The organism is Mesorhizobium sp. WSM4311, assembly GCF_002295115.1.
GTDB lineage: Bacteria > Pseudomonadota > Alphaproteobacteria > Rhizobiales > Rhizobiaceae > Mesorhizobium.
Genome location: NZ_NSFV01000003.1, coordinates 664,638 through 679,841, shown reverse-complemented (window position 1 = coordinate 679,841; position 15,204 = coordinate 664,638). Strand labels below are relative to the sequence as shown.

The 15,204-nt window shown below is 63.6% G+C and carries 18 protein-coding genes; 1 reads left to right on the top strand and 17 read right to left on the bottom strand.

Translation table 11 applies throughout. The features are described 5' to 3' along the window. Positions 1 to 68 precede the first annotated feature (68 nt). Together CK226_RS10825 and CK226_RS10820 are read right to left on the bottom strand one after the other, a co-directional pair. Positions 69 to 977 (bottom strand): DMT family transporter, encoded by a 909-nt coding sequence (locus CK226_RS10825; RefSeq protein ID WP_095770687.1) that lies wholly within the window; start codon positions 975 to 977, stop codon positions 69 to 71. Positions 978 to 1,037: 60 nt separating this feature from the next. Then, positions 1,038 to 1,925, bottom strand: coding sequence for a DMT family transporter (locus CK226_RS10820; RefSeq protein WP_095770686.1), 888 nt, complete (start codon positions 1,923 to 1,925; stop codon positions 1,038 to 1,040). A 226-nt stretch (positions 1,926 to 2,151) separates the two neighbouring features. On the opposite strand from CK226_RS10820, the gene CK226_RS10815 reads away from it, so the two are divergent. Further along, entirely contained in the window at positions 2,152 to 2,658 is a 507-nt protein-coding gene (locus CK226_RS10815; protein WP_095770931.1) for an OsmC family protein, read from the top strand. A gap of 49 nt (positions 2,659 to 2,707) precedes the next feature. On the opposite strand, the gene CK226_RS10810 is transcribed toward CK226_RS10815, so the two are convergent. From CK226_RS10810 to rpsF, 15 genes are all read right to left on the bottom strand, one after another. Then, entirely contained in the window at positions 2,708 to 2,926 is a 219-nt protein-coding gene (locus CK226_RS10810) for a hypothetical protein (protein ID WP_015318519.1), read from the bottom strand. Between the two features lie 172 nt (positions 2,927 to 3,098). Further along, entirely contained in the window at positions 3,099 to 3,740 is a 642-nt protein-coding gene (locus CK226_RS10805; protein WP_095791822.1) for a hypothetical protein, read from the bottom strand. Positions 3,741 to 3,852: 112 nt separating this feature from the next. Further along, on the bottom strand, positions 3,853 to 4,593 hold the full coding sequence (locus CK226_RS10800; protein WP_027045348.1) for an SDR family NAD(P)-dependent oxidoreductase: 741 nt from the start codon (positions 4,591 to 4,593) through the stop codon (positions 3,853 to 3,855). Positions 4,594 to 4,617: 24 nt separating this feature from the next. Beyond that, positions 4,618 to 6,087 (bottom strand): amidophosphoribosyltransferase, encoded by a 1,470-nt coding sequence (gene purF / locus CK226_RS10795; RefSeq protein ID WP_019857255.1) that lies wholly within the window; start codon positions 6,085 to 6,087, stop codon positions 4,618 to 4,620. A gap of 103 nt (positions 6,088 to 6,190) precedes the next feature. Further along, a complete protein-coding gene (locus CK226_RS10790; RefSeq protein WP_095770684.1) occupies positions 6,191 to 6,850 on the bottom strand; it encodes a CvpA family protein in 660 nt (219 codons plus the stop codon). A 47-nt stretch (positions 6,851 to 6,897) separates the two neighbouring features. Beyond that, a complete protein-coding gene (gene radA / locus CK226_RS10785; RefSeq protein WP_095770683.1) occupies positions 6,898 to 8,301 on the bottom strand; it encodes a DNA repair protein RadA in 1,404 nt (467 codons plus the stop codon). Between the two features lie 66 nt (positions 8,302 to 8,367). Next, positions 8,368 to 9,858, bottom strand: a complete 1,491-nt coding sequence (locus tag CK226_RS10780; RefSeq protein ID WP_019857258.1) for a replicative DNA helicase — start codon at positions 9,856 to 9,858, stop codon at positions 8,368 to 8,370. 23 nt (positions 9,859 to 9,881) lie between these two features. Next, the gene (locus tag CK226_RS35500) at positions 9,882 to 10,247 is read right to left on the bottom strand and encodes a hypothetical protein (protein ID WP_245318000.1); all 366 of its coding nucleotides are present in this window, start codon (positions 10,245 to 10,247) and stop codon (positions 9,882 to 9,884) included. A 100-nt stretch (positions 10,248 to 10,347) separates the two neighbouring features. Next, positions 10,348 to 10,473 carry a DUF1428 family protein gene (locus CK226_RS10770; RefSeq protein ID WP_245437723.1) on the bottom strand — a complete coding sequence of 42 codons (126 nt, stop codon included), beginning with the start codon at positions 10,471 to 10,473 and terminating at the stop codon, positions 10,348 to 10,350. Between the two features lie 142 nt (positions 10,474 to 10,615). Then, complete coding sequence (locus tag CK226_RS10765; protein ID WP_095791821.1) at positions 10,616 to 11,587, bottom strand: small ribosomal subunit Rsm22 family protein; 972 nt, start codon at positions 11,585 to 11,587, stop codon at positions 10,616 to 10,618. A gap of 2 nt (positions 11,588 to 11,589) precedes the next feature. Beyond that, positions 11,590 to 11,913 (bottom strand): YnfA family protein, encoded by a 324-nt coding sequence (locus CK226_RS10760; RefSeq protein ID WP_095770681.1) that lies wholly within the window; start codon positions 11,911 to 11,913, stop codon positions 11,590 to 11,592. Positions 11,914 to 11,993: 80 nt separating this feature from the next. Beyond that, complete coding sequence (locus CK226_RS10755; protein ID WP_095770680.1) at positions 11,994 to 13,286, bottom strand: cyclopropane-fatty-acyl-phospholipid synthase family protein; 1,293 nt, start codon at positions 13,284 to 13,286, stop codon at positions 11,994 to 11,996. Positions 13,287 to 13,461: 175 nt separating this feature from the next. Next, positions 13,462 to 14,046 (bottom strand): 50S ribosomal protein L9, encoded by a 585-nt coding sequence (rplI, locus tag CK226_RS10750; RefSeq protein WP_010915167.1) that lies wholly within the window; start codon positions 14,044 to 14,046, stop codon positions 13,462 to 13,464. A gap of 217 nt (positions 14,047 to 14,263) precedes the next feature. Beyond that, positions 14,264 to 14,512 (bottom strand): 30S ribosomal protein S18, encoded by a 249-nt coding sequence (gene rpsR, locus CK226_RS10745; RefSeq protein WP_006203718.1) that lies wholly within the window; start codon positions 14,510 to 14,512, stop codon positions 14,264 to 14,266. Further along, the gene (rpsF, locus tag CK226_RS10740; RefSeq protein WP_010915168.1) at positions 14,512 to 15,012 is read right to left on the bottom strand and encodes a 30S ribosomal protein S6; all 501 of its coding nucleotides are present in this window, start codon (positions 15,010 to 15,012) and stop codon (positions 14,512 to 14,514) included. Before rpsF ends, rpsR begins: the two co-directional genes overlap by 1 nt. Between the last annotated feature and the right edge of the window lie 192 nt (positions 15,013 to 15,204).

Sequence of the window (15,204 nt, the reverse complement as noted above, 5' to 3'; positions counted from 1 at the left end):
CTCGGGGGGTGGCCCGTCGCACCAATAATGTCTGAGTCCGATGATGGTTCCGTGACTGCGTCACTTTTTTAAGAAATATTTGACGCAGCCTGCTGCGAGCGGGCTGTCAGCCAGTCGCGGCCTGCATGGGCGAACACCGCGCAGAGCACGATGGCGCCACCGACCATACTGGCGAGAGGCGGTATCTCGGCCAGGAAAAGAAAGGCAAACAGGATCGCGAACGGCACTTCCGCCGAGCCGAGCAAGCCGGATTCGGGCGCCGGGATGAGCCGTGCGCCTTCCGTCCAGAGGATCGACGACAATGCGAAGGATGCTCCGAAGGTGACGAGCAGAACGGCGTCCCTTGCCGAAACCGCCAGGGGATCGGTGACGAACCAGCCGAATATGAACAGCAGGAAGGCTGAAACCGCGCCGGCCCACACAACGGGCGTGTCACGGAAGGCGCGCACCATGATCATGTAGAGCGCGCTGCCGGCCGTCATCAGCAGCGCCAGGCCATCGCCGAACAGATTGCCGGTGCCGAAGCCCGACCAGACCATGATGGCCACGCCGCACAACGATACGGCGGCCGCAAGCATCGTTTGCAGGCGGAAAGGCTCGCGCACCAGCACCCAGGCCAGCAGGGCAGCAATGAAGGGCGACGTCGCATAGATGACCGCGACATTGGCGACATAGGTGAATTTGAACGCCGAGATGAAGGCGATACTGGCCAGCGCTCCTTCCACTGCCAGCAGCCAGCCGCGCCAGCCAAGCCGCAGCGTGCCGCGGTTGCCCGAGCGGTGACGGCGCCACAGCACATAGAGGCTGATCAGAATCGAGCCGACAAAGCCGCGCCAGCAGGTGATGGTCAGCGGATCGGCGTGGATCGACTTGGTCAAGACGCCGGTCAGGCCGAACACCGCGGCAGATGACGACACCAATATGATGCCAAGTGTACGTTCGGAGGCTTCGGGTTTGGCAGCTGCGACGTCAGTCATGCCGACAACCTACCCCGTCCGGTCCTGACATCGTAGGGTCAGCAGTGAGTGTCATCCCCATCACAGCCGCTTGCGGAAATGCTCGCCGCCGACGATCAGCAGCCCGGCGGCGATGATCAGGGAGGCACCCAGAAACACTTCGCGGCGCGGCACGTCGCCCCAGATCGCGAAGCCGAGCGCGAACGCCCATAACAGCGAACTATATTCGAGAGGCGCGAGGATCGATGCCGGCGTGCGCTTCATGCCTTCGAAGAGGAGATATTGCGCCAGACCGCCAAGCGCGCCGACGCTGGCGAGAAGCAGCAACTGGGCCAGATCAGGCGTATGCCACCACAACAGCGCCGGCACCGTCGAAAACACCAAGAAATAGAAATTGTTGAGGAGAAGCTGGATCATAGAGCGCTCGGCAAGCGCGGTCTTGCGCAGGAGCACGATGGCGATGGCCCACAATAGGGCGGCCGCCAGCACCAGCAGCACCGGCACGGACAGGCCGAGATGGGTCGGGTCGCAAGCGACGAAAACGCCGGCAAAACCGATCAAAACCGCCAGCCAGCGCGACATCGGCACCTTTTCCCCGAGCAGGAACACCGAAAACACGGTGACGATGATCGGCGCTGCGTAGTAGACGGTGGTCAGCTCGGCGAGTTGCAGGCTGCGCGCGGCGTTGTAGTAACAGAGCCAGGCGGCTAGCGTGAACGCGCTGCGCACCAGCATCGGCCGCACGATCTGCGAGCGCACCGTGTCGGCAAACAGCTGTGGCCCGCCGATCGCCGCGCAGGCGCCTAGAATGGTGATGCTGCGGAAGAACATGATCTGCCAGACCGTCATTCCGGTAACCAGCAGCTTGATCGAGGCGTCCTGCGTCGAAAATAGGAGATAGGCAGCACCGGTCAGCAGGATTCCGGCGAGAACCCTTTCGCGTGTTTCGAGAATGGCGACATCGGCCATAAGGCGCGGACCAAAGGTGCGGGAAGCGACAGGAATAGCTTGAGGAACTCTGCGAAATCAGGCCTCGGCTCCCAGCTATACGGGTGAAAGCCGACACAGCGCTACGCCAGCCCTGAGCTTGCATTGGGGCAGGGATTGCTTGCTTCCAGGACGCGATCGGCACTTATATCTGATATCTGACGAAGCCATGCTGCTCGCTGGCCGCAAAGCGAAAGAGGCAACGAAAATGGATGCAACCGCACTCAAGGCCATGCAGGCGCCGCTGAAGCAGGCTTACCGCGACGACGCCTCGCAGGCACTGATCACGCTGAGAGCGAAGGGCTCGATCGACGATCAGTCGGTGGCCTGCAAGGTCGAGACGGGCAGGGCGATCGCCATCGCCGGCCTGCATCCGGCAACCGGCGGCTCGGGGCTCGAACTCTGCTCCGGCGACATGCTGCTGGAAGCACTGGTGGCCTGCGCCGGGGTGACGTTGAAGGCAGTGGCGACGGCGCTCGAGTTCAAGCTCGGCGCCGCCACGGTGGAAGCCGAAGGCGATCTCGATTTTCGCGGCACGCTCGGTGTCGCCAAGGACGCGCCGGTCGGTTTTCGTGCCATCCGGCTCAATTTCGCTCTCGACACGGATGAACCGCAGGAGCGCATCGATGCACTGCTGAAGCTGACCGAGCGCTATTGCGTGGTGTTCCAGACCATCAGCCAGAAGCCGGAATTGACAGTGAGTGCCCGGCGCTGAAATCAGAAGGCCCGCGGCAAGCGGCCGCGGGCCCTATTGCATCAAATCCCTACTGCGCGGCCGGTTCCTCGGCATCGCCCTCGTCGGTGAAGGGCGAGGCGCTCGGCACGCACTGCACCGACCAGCCCGCCGGTGTCGGCTGCTTCTGATATTCGGTGATGGCGGCGGTGCACTGTTCGCGCTTGTCGAAGGTACTGGGCAGCACCACCATGCCGCCCTGTGGGCCGGCGATTACCAGATACCAGACCAATGCTGCGGTGGTAGCCATGGGAGTTTCCTTGTTCTGCCCAGTTTGGGCTCTCGCTGTTGTGGGAGTCGCTACGATCCTAACAACTCCGGGGAAATGACGAAAGGATGACCGCCGCGCAGCTTTTCCCCCTCAGATCACAGCCGCGTGATGATGTGGCGGATCTCTGAGTAGGGTTTGCGACCTACGCTGCTCAGTTGGTTGCAAAGCAGTAAAACAACCCGTCGCCGCCAGTACCCTTCAGGGCCTCCTGGCTGCAGCCGCCGCGTGAGGCATGCGAGGAATTCCACGACTTTGCCGCCGCCGAATCGTCGAGCCCGGTGCGGTCGTGGTGACCCATCATCGCCGCCCCTTCGGCGCCGCTCATCGTCCAGTCGCCGCAGGTCTGGTCGGCGATCCTGGTGCCGTCGGGCTTCGACCCGGTCAGCATGTCATGCCGGTTCGGCGTGTCGCCGCGGCCATTGACCACTTCGCCCCTTTCGTTGAGCGCCGTCTGTTTGGTGATGCCGTTGGCGTCGCTGTGCAACGAAGCGACATCGTCGGCGATCTTGACGCCCTCGGCGTTGAACCAAGGACCCTTGCCGATGCGGTCGCGGGCATCCTCGGCGCTGGTCGACAGATAGGCATGCCAGCTCTTGCCGATGACGCCGGCGGCTTCGGCCAGCGAAGCACAATGCGCGTCGGCACCCTTCAGGCCGCTGAGATCGGCGCCCTTGCCGGAGCCGACACTGGTGATGAAGAAACTCATCTTGGCATCTTGCGAGACGGCCACACCTGATGTCGCGCCGAGAGCGGCCACAAAGGCAGTAGCGGCAACGAGAAGAAGTCTGCGCATATCGATCCTCCGGTTTCGAATGTCCTACGTTCGAAGAACGTAGCCGGAGGGTCTTTTAATCCCTGACATAGGCCACCAAGCGATCCGGGAGCCGTCAAACCAAGGTGTGAATTTATTCGGGCTGCCTGTAAGCGACGAAGCGGTTGTGCTTGGCCTGGAAGATCAGCCCGGTCTCTTTCAGCTCCGGGCTGGCCAACGGCACGATGCGCTTGGCGATCTCTGAAGGATGCGGCAGCGTCTCCGGATCCTCGCCGGGCACGGCCTGGGCCCGCATGGCGGTGCGCGTGGCGCCCGGGTCGGCGGCATTGACGCGCAGCGGCAGGCTTTGCGTCTCATGCGCCCAGGAGCGCATCATGGTCTCGACCGCCGCCTTCGATGCCGCGTAGGGCGCCCAGAAGGCGCGCGCCGAATGCGCCGCGTTGGACGACAGGATGATGGCCCGGCCGGCATCGGAAAGCCTGAGCAGCGGGTCGACCGAGCGTATCAGCCGCCAGGTCGAGGTGACGTTGATGGTCATCACCTTTTCGAAGGTCTTGGCCTCGACATGGCCGATCGGCGAGATGACGCCGAGCACGCCGGCATTGGCGACGAGGATGTCGAGCTTGCCCCAGCGCTCATGGATGGCGCCGCCCAGCCGGTCGATGCCGGCCATGTCGGCGAGGTCGAGCGGGACCAGCGTCGCCTGGCCGCCGGCCGCCTTGATCTGGTCGTCGAGTTCCTCCAGCCCACCGACCGTGCGCGCAACCGCGATGACATGCGCACCGGCGGCGGCCAGTTCCCTGGCGATGAAATAGCCGATGCCGCGCGAGGCGCCGGTGACGACCGCGACGCGGCCGGTAAGGTTGAGGGTCATGCGAGAATTTCCGTAAGGTCTGGCCTACGCCCCACTGTTCGCCAGCAGCGACAGCGTGCGCACATTGTCGTGGCCTTCGAAGTCGAGCAGGCGGGTCGGATACTGGCCGGTGAAGCAGGCGTCGCAGAACTGCGGTTGCTCATCGTTGCGGCTGGCCTCGCCGACGGCGCGGTAGAGGCCGTTGATGGAGAGGAAGCCGAGCGAATCGACACGGATGAATTCGGCCATCTCTTCCACCGACATGCGCGAAGCCAGGAGCTTCGATTTCTCCGGCGTGTCGACGCCGTAGAAGCAGGATGCGCTGGTCGGCGGCGAAGCGATGCGCATATGCACTTCCCGGGCGCCGGCGTCGCGCACCATCTGCACGATCTTCTGGCTGGTGGTGCCGCGCACGATCGAATCGTCGACCAGCACCACGCGCTTGCCCTCGATCATGCGGCGGTTGGCGTTGTGCTTCAGCTTGACGCCCATGTGGCGGATCGAATCACCGGGCTGGATGAAGGTACGGCCGACATAGTGGTTGCGGATGATGCCGAGCTCGAACGGAATACCGGCCGCCTGGCTGAAGCCGATCGCCGCCGGCGTGCCGGAATCCGGCACCGGCACGACGATGTCGGCCTCGACCGGGTTTTCCTGTGCCAGCTCGGCGCCGATGCGCTTGCGCACCTCGTAGACGTTGCGGCCTTCGACCGAAGAATCCGGCCGGGCGAAATAGACGTATTCGAAGATGCAGAAGCGGGTCTTCTGCGGCTCGAACGGGAACAGGCTTTCAATGCCCTTGGAGGTGACGACGACCATCTCGCCGGGTTTCAGGTCGCGCACGAAACGCGCGCCGATAATGTCGAGCGCGCAGGTCTCGGAAGCGAGGATCCAGGCGCCGTCGAGGTCGCCCAGCACCAGCGGGCGGATGCCGAGCGGATCGCGGCAGCCGATCATCTTCTTGGCCGTCATCGCCACCAGCGAGAAGGCGCCTTCGACCTGCCGTACGGCGTCGATGAAGCGCGAGTTGAGGTCGCGTTCCTTGCTGGTCGCAACCAGATGCAGAAGCGTCTCGGTGTCGGAGGTCGAGGAGAAGATCGCGCCCTGCTTCTGCAGCGCGCGCTGCACCGTCATGGCGTTGGTCAAATTGCCATTGTGGGCGACAGCGAAGCCGCCATCGGCCAACTCGGCGAAGAAGGGTTGGATGTTGCGCATGCCGGCGCCGCCTGTCGTGGCGTAGCGCGTATGGCCGATGGCGCGGTTACCTTGCAGGCTGTCGATGACGCGCTGTTTCGTGAAAGTGTCGCCGATCAGGCCGACATGGCGTTCGACATGGAACTGGCTGCCGTCATAGGAAACGATGCCTGCCGCTTCCTGGCCCCGATGCTGCAGCGCATGCAGGCCGAGAGTGACGATTGCCGCTGCGTCCTGCCGGCCGAAGATGCCGAACACACCGCATTCGTCATGGAAATGGTCGTCGGCCTCGGCGGAAAGCACGTCGTCTGCGTCTGCCATCTTAAGCTCCGCTAAAATCGCCATATAATGCGGGTTCGCGTCGAAAGCAACGCGCGCCGTGCAGTCGTTCACACCATCGTCTGTTCAGGCGCCCTTTCGGGGGTCAGTTTGCCGGTGCTGCCGGTGCTGGCTTGGCTGCGTTGTCCGCGGGACCAGCGTCATTGTCGTCCGGGGCCGGCGCATTTGCATCGTCACCTGGTGCCGGCACATCCGCCGCTGGCGCATCCGGGGCGGCCGGAGTCTCGCCACCCGCTTTCGGGCTGAGCTTCTTGAGGATTGCGTTTTCGGTGTCGGCGGGCAGCAGGTTCTCGATCTTGGCGCCGATCGATTCCAGCAATGGCCGTGATTTGGCGTCGGTCACCCAGGCCGGGGCCTTGGCGCCGGCCAGCCAGTTGAAGAACAAAAGCGCCACCGCGACGACCAGGATGCCGCGCGCGGCGCCGTAGAGGAAACCGAGCGTGCGGTCGAGTGCGCCGATGCGCGAATCGATGATCCAGTCGGCGAGCTTCATGGTGATGACGGACACGACGATCAGCGCGACGATGAAGACGACGCCGGCGGAGGCCGCCATGGCGATCTTCTCATTCTCGATGTAGGGCTTCAGATAGGGCAGGACCGGCTTGTAGAAGAAGAAAGCCGCCGCCGCTGCCGCCGCCCACGAGACGACCGATAGGACTTCGCGGGAAAAGCCGCGAACCATGGCGAGCATCGCCGAGACCAGGGTGAAGCCGACCAGGATTCCGTCAAGCAGCGTAATCGGCATGTCTTTCGCCCCGCTCCGATCTCTTTTTCACGGCTCGGCGAGCCGTGTCATTCTTCTTCGTCCACGCGGCTTCGACGTGAGCCGGCTATGCGCGCGACGAGGTCGGCAAGCTCGGTGGGCTGGAAAGCACCGGCCCCGATCCCTCCGGCAAGTTCCTCGCTGCCCAAGGGCAGAACCGCGCTACCAAAACCCAGCTTTTCGGCTTCCTTGAGGCGCTGCTGCGCATGCGCAACCGGCCTCACGGCACCCGACAGGCTGATTTCGCCGAAATAGACGCAATCGGCGGGAAGGGCAAGACCGGTGAGCGAGGAAACCAGTGCGGCGGCGACCGCCAGATCGGCCGCCGGCTCGCTGATGCGGTAGCCGCCGGCGACGTTGAGATAGACGTCGTGCTGGCCGAAGCGAACGCCGCAATGCGCCTCCAGCACCGCCAGCACCATCGACAGTCGCGCACCGTCCCAGCCGACTACTGCCCGGCGCGGCGTGCCCAGCGAGGATTGTGCCACCAGCGCCTGGATCTCGACCAGAACCGGCCTTGTGCCTTCCATGCCGGCGAAAACGGCGGCACCCGGCGATTTGGCATGCCGCTCGCCGAGAAACAGCTCCGACGGGTTGGAGACTTCGCGCAGACCCTTGTCCGACATTTCGAAGACGCCGATCTCGTCGGTCGGCCCGAAGCGGTTCTTCACCGTGCGCAGGATGCGGTAATGGTGGCCGCCTTCGCCCTCGAAATAGAGCACACCGTCGACCATGTGCTCGACCACGCGCGGGCCGGCGATCTGGCCTTCCTTGGTGACATGGCCGACCAGCACGATCGCGGCACCCGTGGATTTCGCATAACGGATCATCGCCTGGGCGGCGGCGCGCACCTGGGTAACCGTGCCCGGCGCCGAATCGGCAAGGTCGGTCCACAGCGTCTGGATCGAATCGAGAATGACCAGGTCCGGCCGCTTGCCGTCGGCGATCGTGGCAAGGATGTCCTCGACATTGGTCTCGGCGGCCAGTTCCACCGGCGTGTCGGCGACGCCGAGCCGCTGCGCCCTCAGCCTGATCTGAGCGACGGCTTCTTCGCCCGAGACATAGACGATGCGGTGGCCTCGCGACGCCAGCGCAGCGGCAGCCTGGGTGAGCAGCGTCGACTTGCCGATGCCGGGATCGCCGCCGACCAGAAGTGCGGAGCCGCGCACGAAGCCGCCGCCGGTGGCACGATCCAACTCGCCAATACCGGAGATGATGCGCGGCGCGTCCTCGATGTCGCCGGAAAGGGTGGTCAGCACCACCGCGCGGCCCTTGCGGGCATTGCGCGTATTGGCGGGCCCCGAGCCGATGCCGCCGGAGGTTCCTTCCTCGACCAGCGTGTTCCATTCGCCGCAGGCATCGCATTTGCCGGCCCAGCGCTGATGCACCGATCCGCAATTCTGGCAGATGAACTGGACGCGCGATTTGGCCATCAGGTGTGGCCTGCCGTCGGATACGCGCACAAAGGTGCTTGAAGGGTCGAGGCCTGTCTCAAAAGGTCACTCAAACCTCTCCGCAATATGATGCTCTTCCGCAAGATCGGAGAAGCGGGTGAATTCGCCGTGGAAGGCGAGCGTCACCGAGCCTGTCGGGCCGTGGCGCTGCTTGGCGACGATCACCTCGGCCTTGCCGCGCATCTCGTTCATCTCGTTTTCCCACTTGACGTATTCCTCGGTGCCAAGCTTCGGCTCGCGGTTCTTGAGGTAATACTCCTCGCGGTAGACGAACATCACGACGTCCGCGTCCTGCTCGATCGAACCGGATTCACGCAAGTCGGAGAGCTGCGGGCGTTTGTCTTCGCGGCTTTCGACCTGACGCGACAGCTGCGACAGCGCGATGATTGGCACGGCCAGTTCCTTTGCCAGCGCCTTCAGGCCCGTGGTGATCTCGGTGATTTCCTGCACGCGGTTCTGCGAGGCCCTGGCGGATGAACCCTGCATCAGCTGGATATAGTCGATGACGATCAGGTCGAGGCCGCGCTGGCGCTTCAGGCGACGCGCGCGGGCAGACAGCTGCGCAATGGAAATACCACCGGTCTGGTCGATGAAAAGCGGGATCTTCTGCATGGTCTGCGAACAGGCGACCAGCTTTTCGAAGTCCATTTCGCTGATTTCGCCGCGACGGATCTTTGACGACGAGATTTCAGTCTGCTCGGAAATGATACGGGTCGCCAGCTGTTCGGACGACATTTCGAGCGAAAAGAAGCCGACCACGCCGCCATTGGCCGCCTTGAACGATCCGTCCGCCTGCTGCGCCGGCACATAGGCCTCGGCGATGTTGAAGGCGATGTTGGTGGCGAGCGACGTCTTGCCCATGCCCGGGCGTCCGGCAAGCACGATCAAATCGGACGATTGCAGACCGCCCATGCGGCGATCGAGATCGCGCATGCCGGTGGCAAGACCCGACAGATGGCCGTCGCGCATATAGGCGGCATTGGCCATGTCGACGGCGGTCTTGACCGCGTCGGTGAAGCTCTCGAAGCCGCCATCGTAGCGGCCGGTTTCGGCCAGTTCGAACAGGCGGCGTTCGGCGTCCTCGATCTGCTCGGAAGGCGACATGTCGACCGGCGCATCATAGGCGATGTTGACCATGTCCTCGCCGACGGTGATCAGCGCGCGGCGCGTGGCAAGGTCGTAGATGGCGCGGCCATAGTCAGTGGCGTTGACGACGGTGACGGCTTCGACCGCCAGACGCACGATATATTGTGCCACCGTCATGTCGCCGACCTTCTCGTCGGCCGGCAGAAAGGTCTTCAAGGTGATCGGCGTCGCCACCTTGCCCATGCGGATGAGCTCGGCCGCGATCTCGAAGATCCTGCGATGCAGGGGTTCGTAGAAATGGCCCGGCTTCAGGAAGTCGGAGACGCGGTAGAAGGCATCGTTGTTGACGAGGATCGCGCCGAGCAGCGCCTGCTCGGCCTCGATATTGTTCGGTGCCTCGCGATAGAGCGGTTGCTCCGCCACGCCGAATTTCCGCGCTGCCTCTGCCATGATATCCCCGATTTCAAACCCGATCAGTCGCTAGCAGAGGCGATTGATGAGGCATAAACAAACTTTGACTTATCCCGCTTGTGCACACGATTCACAGCGTCGAAAAAATTTGTGCGCGCAGGGTACGAAATTCGATTGACGAATCGAGTGTCGAAGATACCGGCGCGGAAAGAACAAAACAAGAAAATTCCGATGCTTGTCCAACCGGAATCGCCGGACTGGAGCCGCCCAAGTCGCGACATGATGAATCGCTGTTCGGCCGGCTGGCGGGCGAGTTCGAGAGCCTGTCGATAGGAGGCTCTCGCTGCCTCTGTCAGGCCAAGCCGCCGCTGCATATCGGCCCGCGCCGCATGTGCCAGATGGTAGCCATCGAGGCTGCCTTGTGCCATCACGATCTTCGATCGCCGCCAGACCGGCTTGCGGCCCGTCGCGCATGCCAAGGGGCGGCGGCACGGTTCAGCGTGACCACCGGAGAGGGGGCGACGCGCCTCAGCACGTCGTAAACCGGGTCGTGCCGAATTCCTTCAGCACCGATAGCGCCTCGGTGACATGCCTGCGATAGGTTTCCTTGCTGGCGGCGGGCACGGCGGCGACAAATCCTGCGATATAGTTCACTGTCTTTCTCCTGTTGGGTAATGCTGCTTGACGCTTTGGCTTCCCGGAAGCTCCGAGACCGCCAATGGTCGAACGGCCCAACCTGGATTCGACATGGCTGCGAAATTTTTCTTGGGCGGCGTTGTCTGAATGCCGTGGCGCTCTATTCGGACGCCAGCCTGTCGCCCCAGTCCAGCCGCCGGGCCAGCTTGAAGTCCGCGCCGTCACGCTTGGTGAACAGTTGCTCGGTGGTCGTGCCGTCTTCCTGGCAAAGCTTGAGCAGAACCTTGCCCGAACCGGATTTCGGCGGTGCGATGATCCGCGCGGCGTGCGAGGCGGCCGGCTGGCGCGACGCGGCGACAAAGATGAATTTCTCGTCTTCCCACGGTACATCGGCGTCCTTGGCCAGCCGGTGCAGGCGCGAGCGGGCGACGCGACGGGAAAAGTGGCACCAGTCGGGCGGGGTAAGCGGGCAGGGCGCCTCGTGCGGACAAGGCGCCAGCAGATGTGCCCCGGCGGCGATCAACTGCGCGCGCACCGCCAGAATGCGCTGCCAGCCCGCCGGCGTGCCCGGCTCGACGATCAGCAATGTGTCTGTCGTCAACTGCCACAGCCGGTCGACCATTTTGGGCAACGATGCCGGCACGATCTCGTCCAGCACATAGGCGCAGGTCACGAGGTCCGCCGGCCGAAGGTCGGCAAGGTCCGTTGTGACGTCGCCGGCACGCCAGACGGTTCGGGTTGTGATGGCATCGGCGGCAAGCGTCTCGCCGACCTTGCGCACGGCCGCACTCGCCTCCAGCAAGACCGCCTGTTCGAGGTCGGGCCAGAGATCGTTGGTGGCCCAAAGCACCGTACCAGGGCCGGCGCCGGCATCGAGCAGGGTTTTCGGCTCGAAGTCCGGCCGGGTCGCGTTCAGTGCGCCGAGACTGGCGCGGATCGCGGCATAGGTCGCCGGCAGCCGCGTCGCCAGATAAGCTTTGACCGCCATGTCCTGCGCCATGTGCAGGCGGCCGTCGCGCAGTTCCGCACGGTAGCGGTCCGACAGGGTTTTCGCCGCTTGCTTCAGCTCAGGTAGAGGGATTTTTTCCAGGATGCGATCGACGGCTTGTCGAAGAGGGGCCGGCAGTTCCAACGCTATGCTCCTCGCGGTGCGAGCACGATGAGCGACGCGCCGGCTATGCAGAGTGCGGCGCCAGCAACATCCCAGCGGTCGGGCCGCACGCCTTCCACCAGCCACAGCCAGGCAAGCGAGGCAGCGATGTAGATGCCGCCATAAGCGGCATAGGCGCGGCCTGCGGCATTGGTGTCGACCAGCGCCAGAAGCCAGGCGAACAAAAGCAGCGAGACGAAGCCTGGCGCCAGCCACAAGGGCGATCTTTCCAGCCGCCACCAGGCCCATACCGAAAAGCAGCCGGCTATCTCGGCGAGCGCCGCGGCGGCATAGAGGAGGTAAGTCATGAAAAAGGCCTCGCGACGATCACAAGGCCTTTTTCAGGGCAGGGGCCGGGAATGGCAAGCGCCAATGGCGAACGGCGTGCCTACTCCGCAACCTTGCGGCGGCGGGCGGGCTTGACTGGCTTCTCGACGGGAGCCGCCTCGCGGCGGCCCAAGTCACGCATCTCCAAGGCCTTTTCGCATTTGGCCATGTAGTCGCGGGTCATCGGCAGCGTGTCGTTCTTCTTGGCGATCTGGAACTGGAAGATGACCAGGTCCTGCCAGCGGAAGGCGGCTTCCGAAGCGGCCAGATAGAATTCCCACATGCGGCAGAAGCGTTCGTCGTAGATGGCCTTGGCCTTGTCGCGGTTGGCGGCGAAGCGCTGGCCCCAGTGCTTCAGCGTGTCGGCATAGTGGAGGCGCAGGATTTCGATGTCGGTGACGACAAGGCCCGACTTCTCGATCGCCGGCATGACCTCCGAGAGCGCGGGGATATAGCCGCCGGGGAAGATGTATTTGCGGACGAAGGCGCTGGTCGCCCACGGAACACCCGACCGGCCGATCGTGTGCAGCAGCATGACGCCATCGGGCTTCAGCAGCGTTGCCGCCTTGTCGAAGAAGGTGCGGAAGTGGTTGACGCCGACATGTTCGAACATGCCGACCGAAACGATGCGGTCGAAGCGTTCGTTGAGTTCGCGATAATCCTTCAGCTCGAAATGGACGTGGCTTTCCAGGCCTTGCGCATGCGCCCGGTCGGTGGCTACGCCATGCTGTTCGGTCGACAGCGTCACGCCCTGGACGTCGACGTCGAACGCCTTGGCCAGATAGAGGCCGAGCCCGCCCCAGCCGGAGCCGATGTCGAGCACGGTCTGGCCGGCCTTCAGCCTGAGCTTGGCGGCGATATGGCGCTTCTTGGCGGCCTGCGCCTCTTCCAGCGTCATGTCAGGCTGTTCGAAATAGGCACAGGAATACTGCATGTCCTCATCGAGGAAGAGCCGGTAGAGATCGCCCGACAGATCGTAGTGGCGCTGCACGTTGCGGCGCGAACGCGAGGCGGTGTTGATCTGCTGCAGGCGGCGGAAGGCGTGGCGCAAGCCTTCGATGGCTTTCGACCAGGTCGCGTCGATGCCGCCGCTGCCCATGTTCTGGAAGGCGATGCGCATCAGCCCCAGCACGCCGCCTTCGAGGATGTCGAGTTCGCCCTCCATGTAGGATTCGGGCACCGCCAGCATCGGATCGAAGGTGATGGCGCGTTCGGCATGCCGGGTCTTGATATGCATGTGCACCGGCTCGCCGCTGCCGTCGCCGAAGATGACTGTCGAGCCCTTTGGCCCGGTTACCTTGAGATTGCCCGTGCGCACCAGGCGGTCGAGAACGCGCTTCAGCAGAATGTTCATAACCAAGTGTCCCCTCACGGTCAGACTGGCTGCCTTAATTCTGCAACAATATATGGGGGTTCGAAAAGTTCCTTTTGGCACAAAAATGCCCGGGCGAGAGGCCCGGGCATTGGTCCAGAACGGCTGGATTACGACAAAGTGATCGGAGCGCTGCTCCCTCGCTTGCCGTACGCGATCAGGCGTTGTCTTCGCCGCCGTCGAACTCGGCATTCGGATCGAAGAAGTTTTCCGGCCGTGCATTGTCGTTGATGTCGTCGCCATAGATGGCTTCGGCGGTGGTCAGCGTCTCGCCCTTGGCCTGGCGCTCGGCTTCGTCGGCCGTGCGGGCGATGTTGAGCGTGACGGTGACTTCGACTTCCGGATGCAGCGCGATCGCCACATTGGTGAGACCGATGGTCTTGATCGGCTGGTTGAGCAGGATCTGGTTGCGGTTGACCGAAAAACCTTCCGCCGTCAGCAGCTCGGCGATGTCGCGCGTCGACACCGAGCCGTAGAGCTGGCCGGTTTCACCGGCGGAGCGAACGGCGATGAAGCTCTTGCCGTCGAGCTTTTCGGCAACCTGGCTGGCTTCCGACTTGCGCTCGAGATTGCGGGCTTCGAGCTGAGCGCGCTGGCCTTCGAACTTCTTCTTGTTGGCTTCGTTGGCGCGCAGCGCCTTGCCCTGCGGCAGCAGGAAATTACGGGCAAAGCCGTCCTTGACCTTGACGGTATCGCCCATCTGGCCGAGGCGGGAAACGCGTTCGAGAAGAATGACTTCCATGGTTTTGTTCCTTTTGTTTGGGCGTCCCTCCATGAAGGCAGGCGCCGAATTCTCTGGAACAGGTCAGGAAGCTTGAGCGCCTTGAGCGCCGGTGTCGCTGTCCTGCCTGTCGCGGCAGTTAGAGGCCTTGACCTCAACTCGGGATTTGATGGCTGAACCGATCATGCCCGTCATGGCCGGCGAAAGGAACGGGCGGCGAACCGCCCGTTCGGAAGAATTAGCGGACCACGTAGGGCAGCAGGCCGAGGAAGCGGGCGCGCTTGATCGCCTTGGCGAGCTCACGCTGCTTCTTCTGGCTGACGGCGGTGATGCGCGACGGCACGATCTTGCCGCGCTCGGAAATGTAGCGCTGCAGCAGACGCACGTCCTTGTAGTCGATCTTGGGCGCGTTGGCGCCGGAGAACGGGCAGGTCTTGCGGCGACGATGGAACGGGCGCCGGGTCGGGATCTGGTTGATGTCGACCATTATTCTGCACCCCCTTCAAAGCCTTCGCGCGGACGGCGCGGACCACGATCGCCACCGGCGTCGCCAAACGAACGCGGCGGACGATCGCCACGGTCGCCGCGATCACGGTCGCCGAACGAACGCGGGCCACGATCGCCACGGTCGCGGTCGCCGAAGCTGCCGCGCTCGGAGCGCTCTTCGCGCTTCTGCATCATGGCCGACGGACCTTCCTCATGTGCCTCGACCTTGATGGTCAGGAAACGCAGGACGTCCTCGGACAGACCCATCTGGCGCTCCATTTCGTTGAGCGCTGCCGGCGGGCAGTTCAGGTCCATGAGCGTGTAGTAGGCCTTCCGGTTCTTGTTGACCCGGTAGGTGAGGGACTTCAGTCCCCAGTTCTCGACCCGGCCGACGGACCCGCCATTCGCGGAGATGACGCCCTTGTACTGTTCGACAAGCGCATCGACCTGCTGCTGCGAGAGGTCCTGCCGGGCAAGAAACACATGTTCGTAAAGAGCCATTATGTCTTCGTGCCTTTCTTCGTTTCTCTCCCGGTTCCCGGCGGCAAAAGCCTCTGCAACTTCTCTGACCCGCCTGTCCCGGTTAAAGGGGCGGGGAAGAAAGGAGCATGACGAGACGGTCGAGAGCGGAGACACGGGAGGCGGAAGCACTTCTGGCTTCACACGAAGGCTTTGATAAAACCTCCGGCCCTC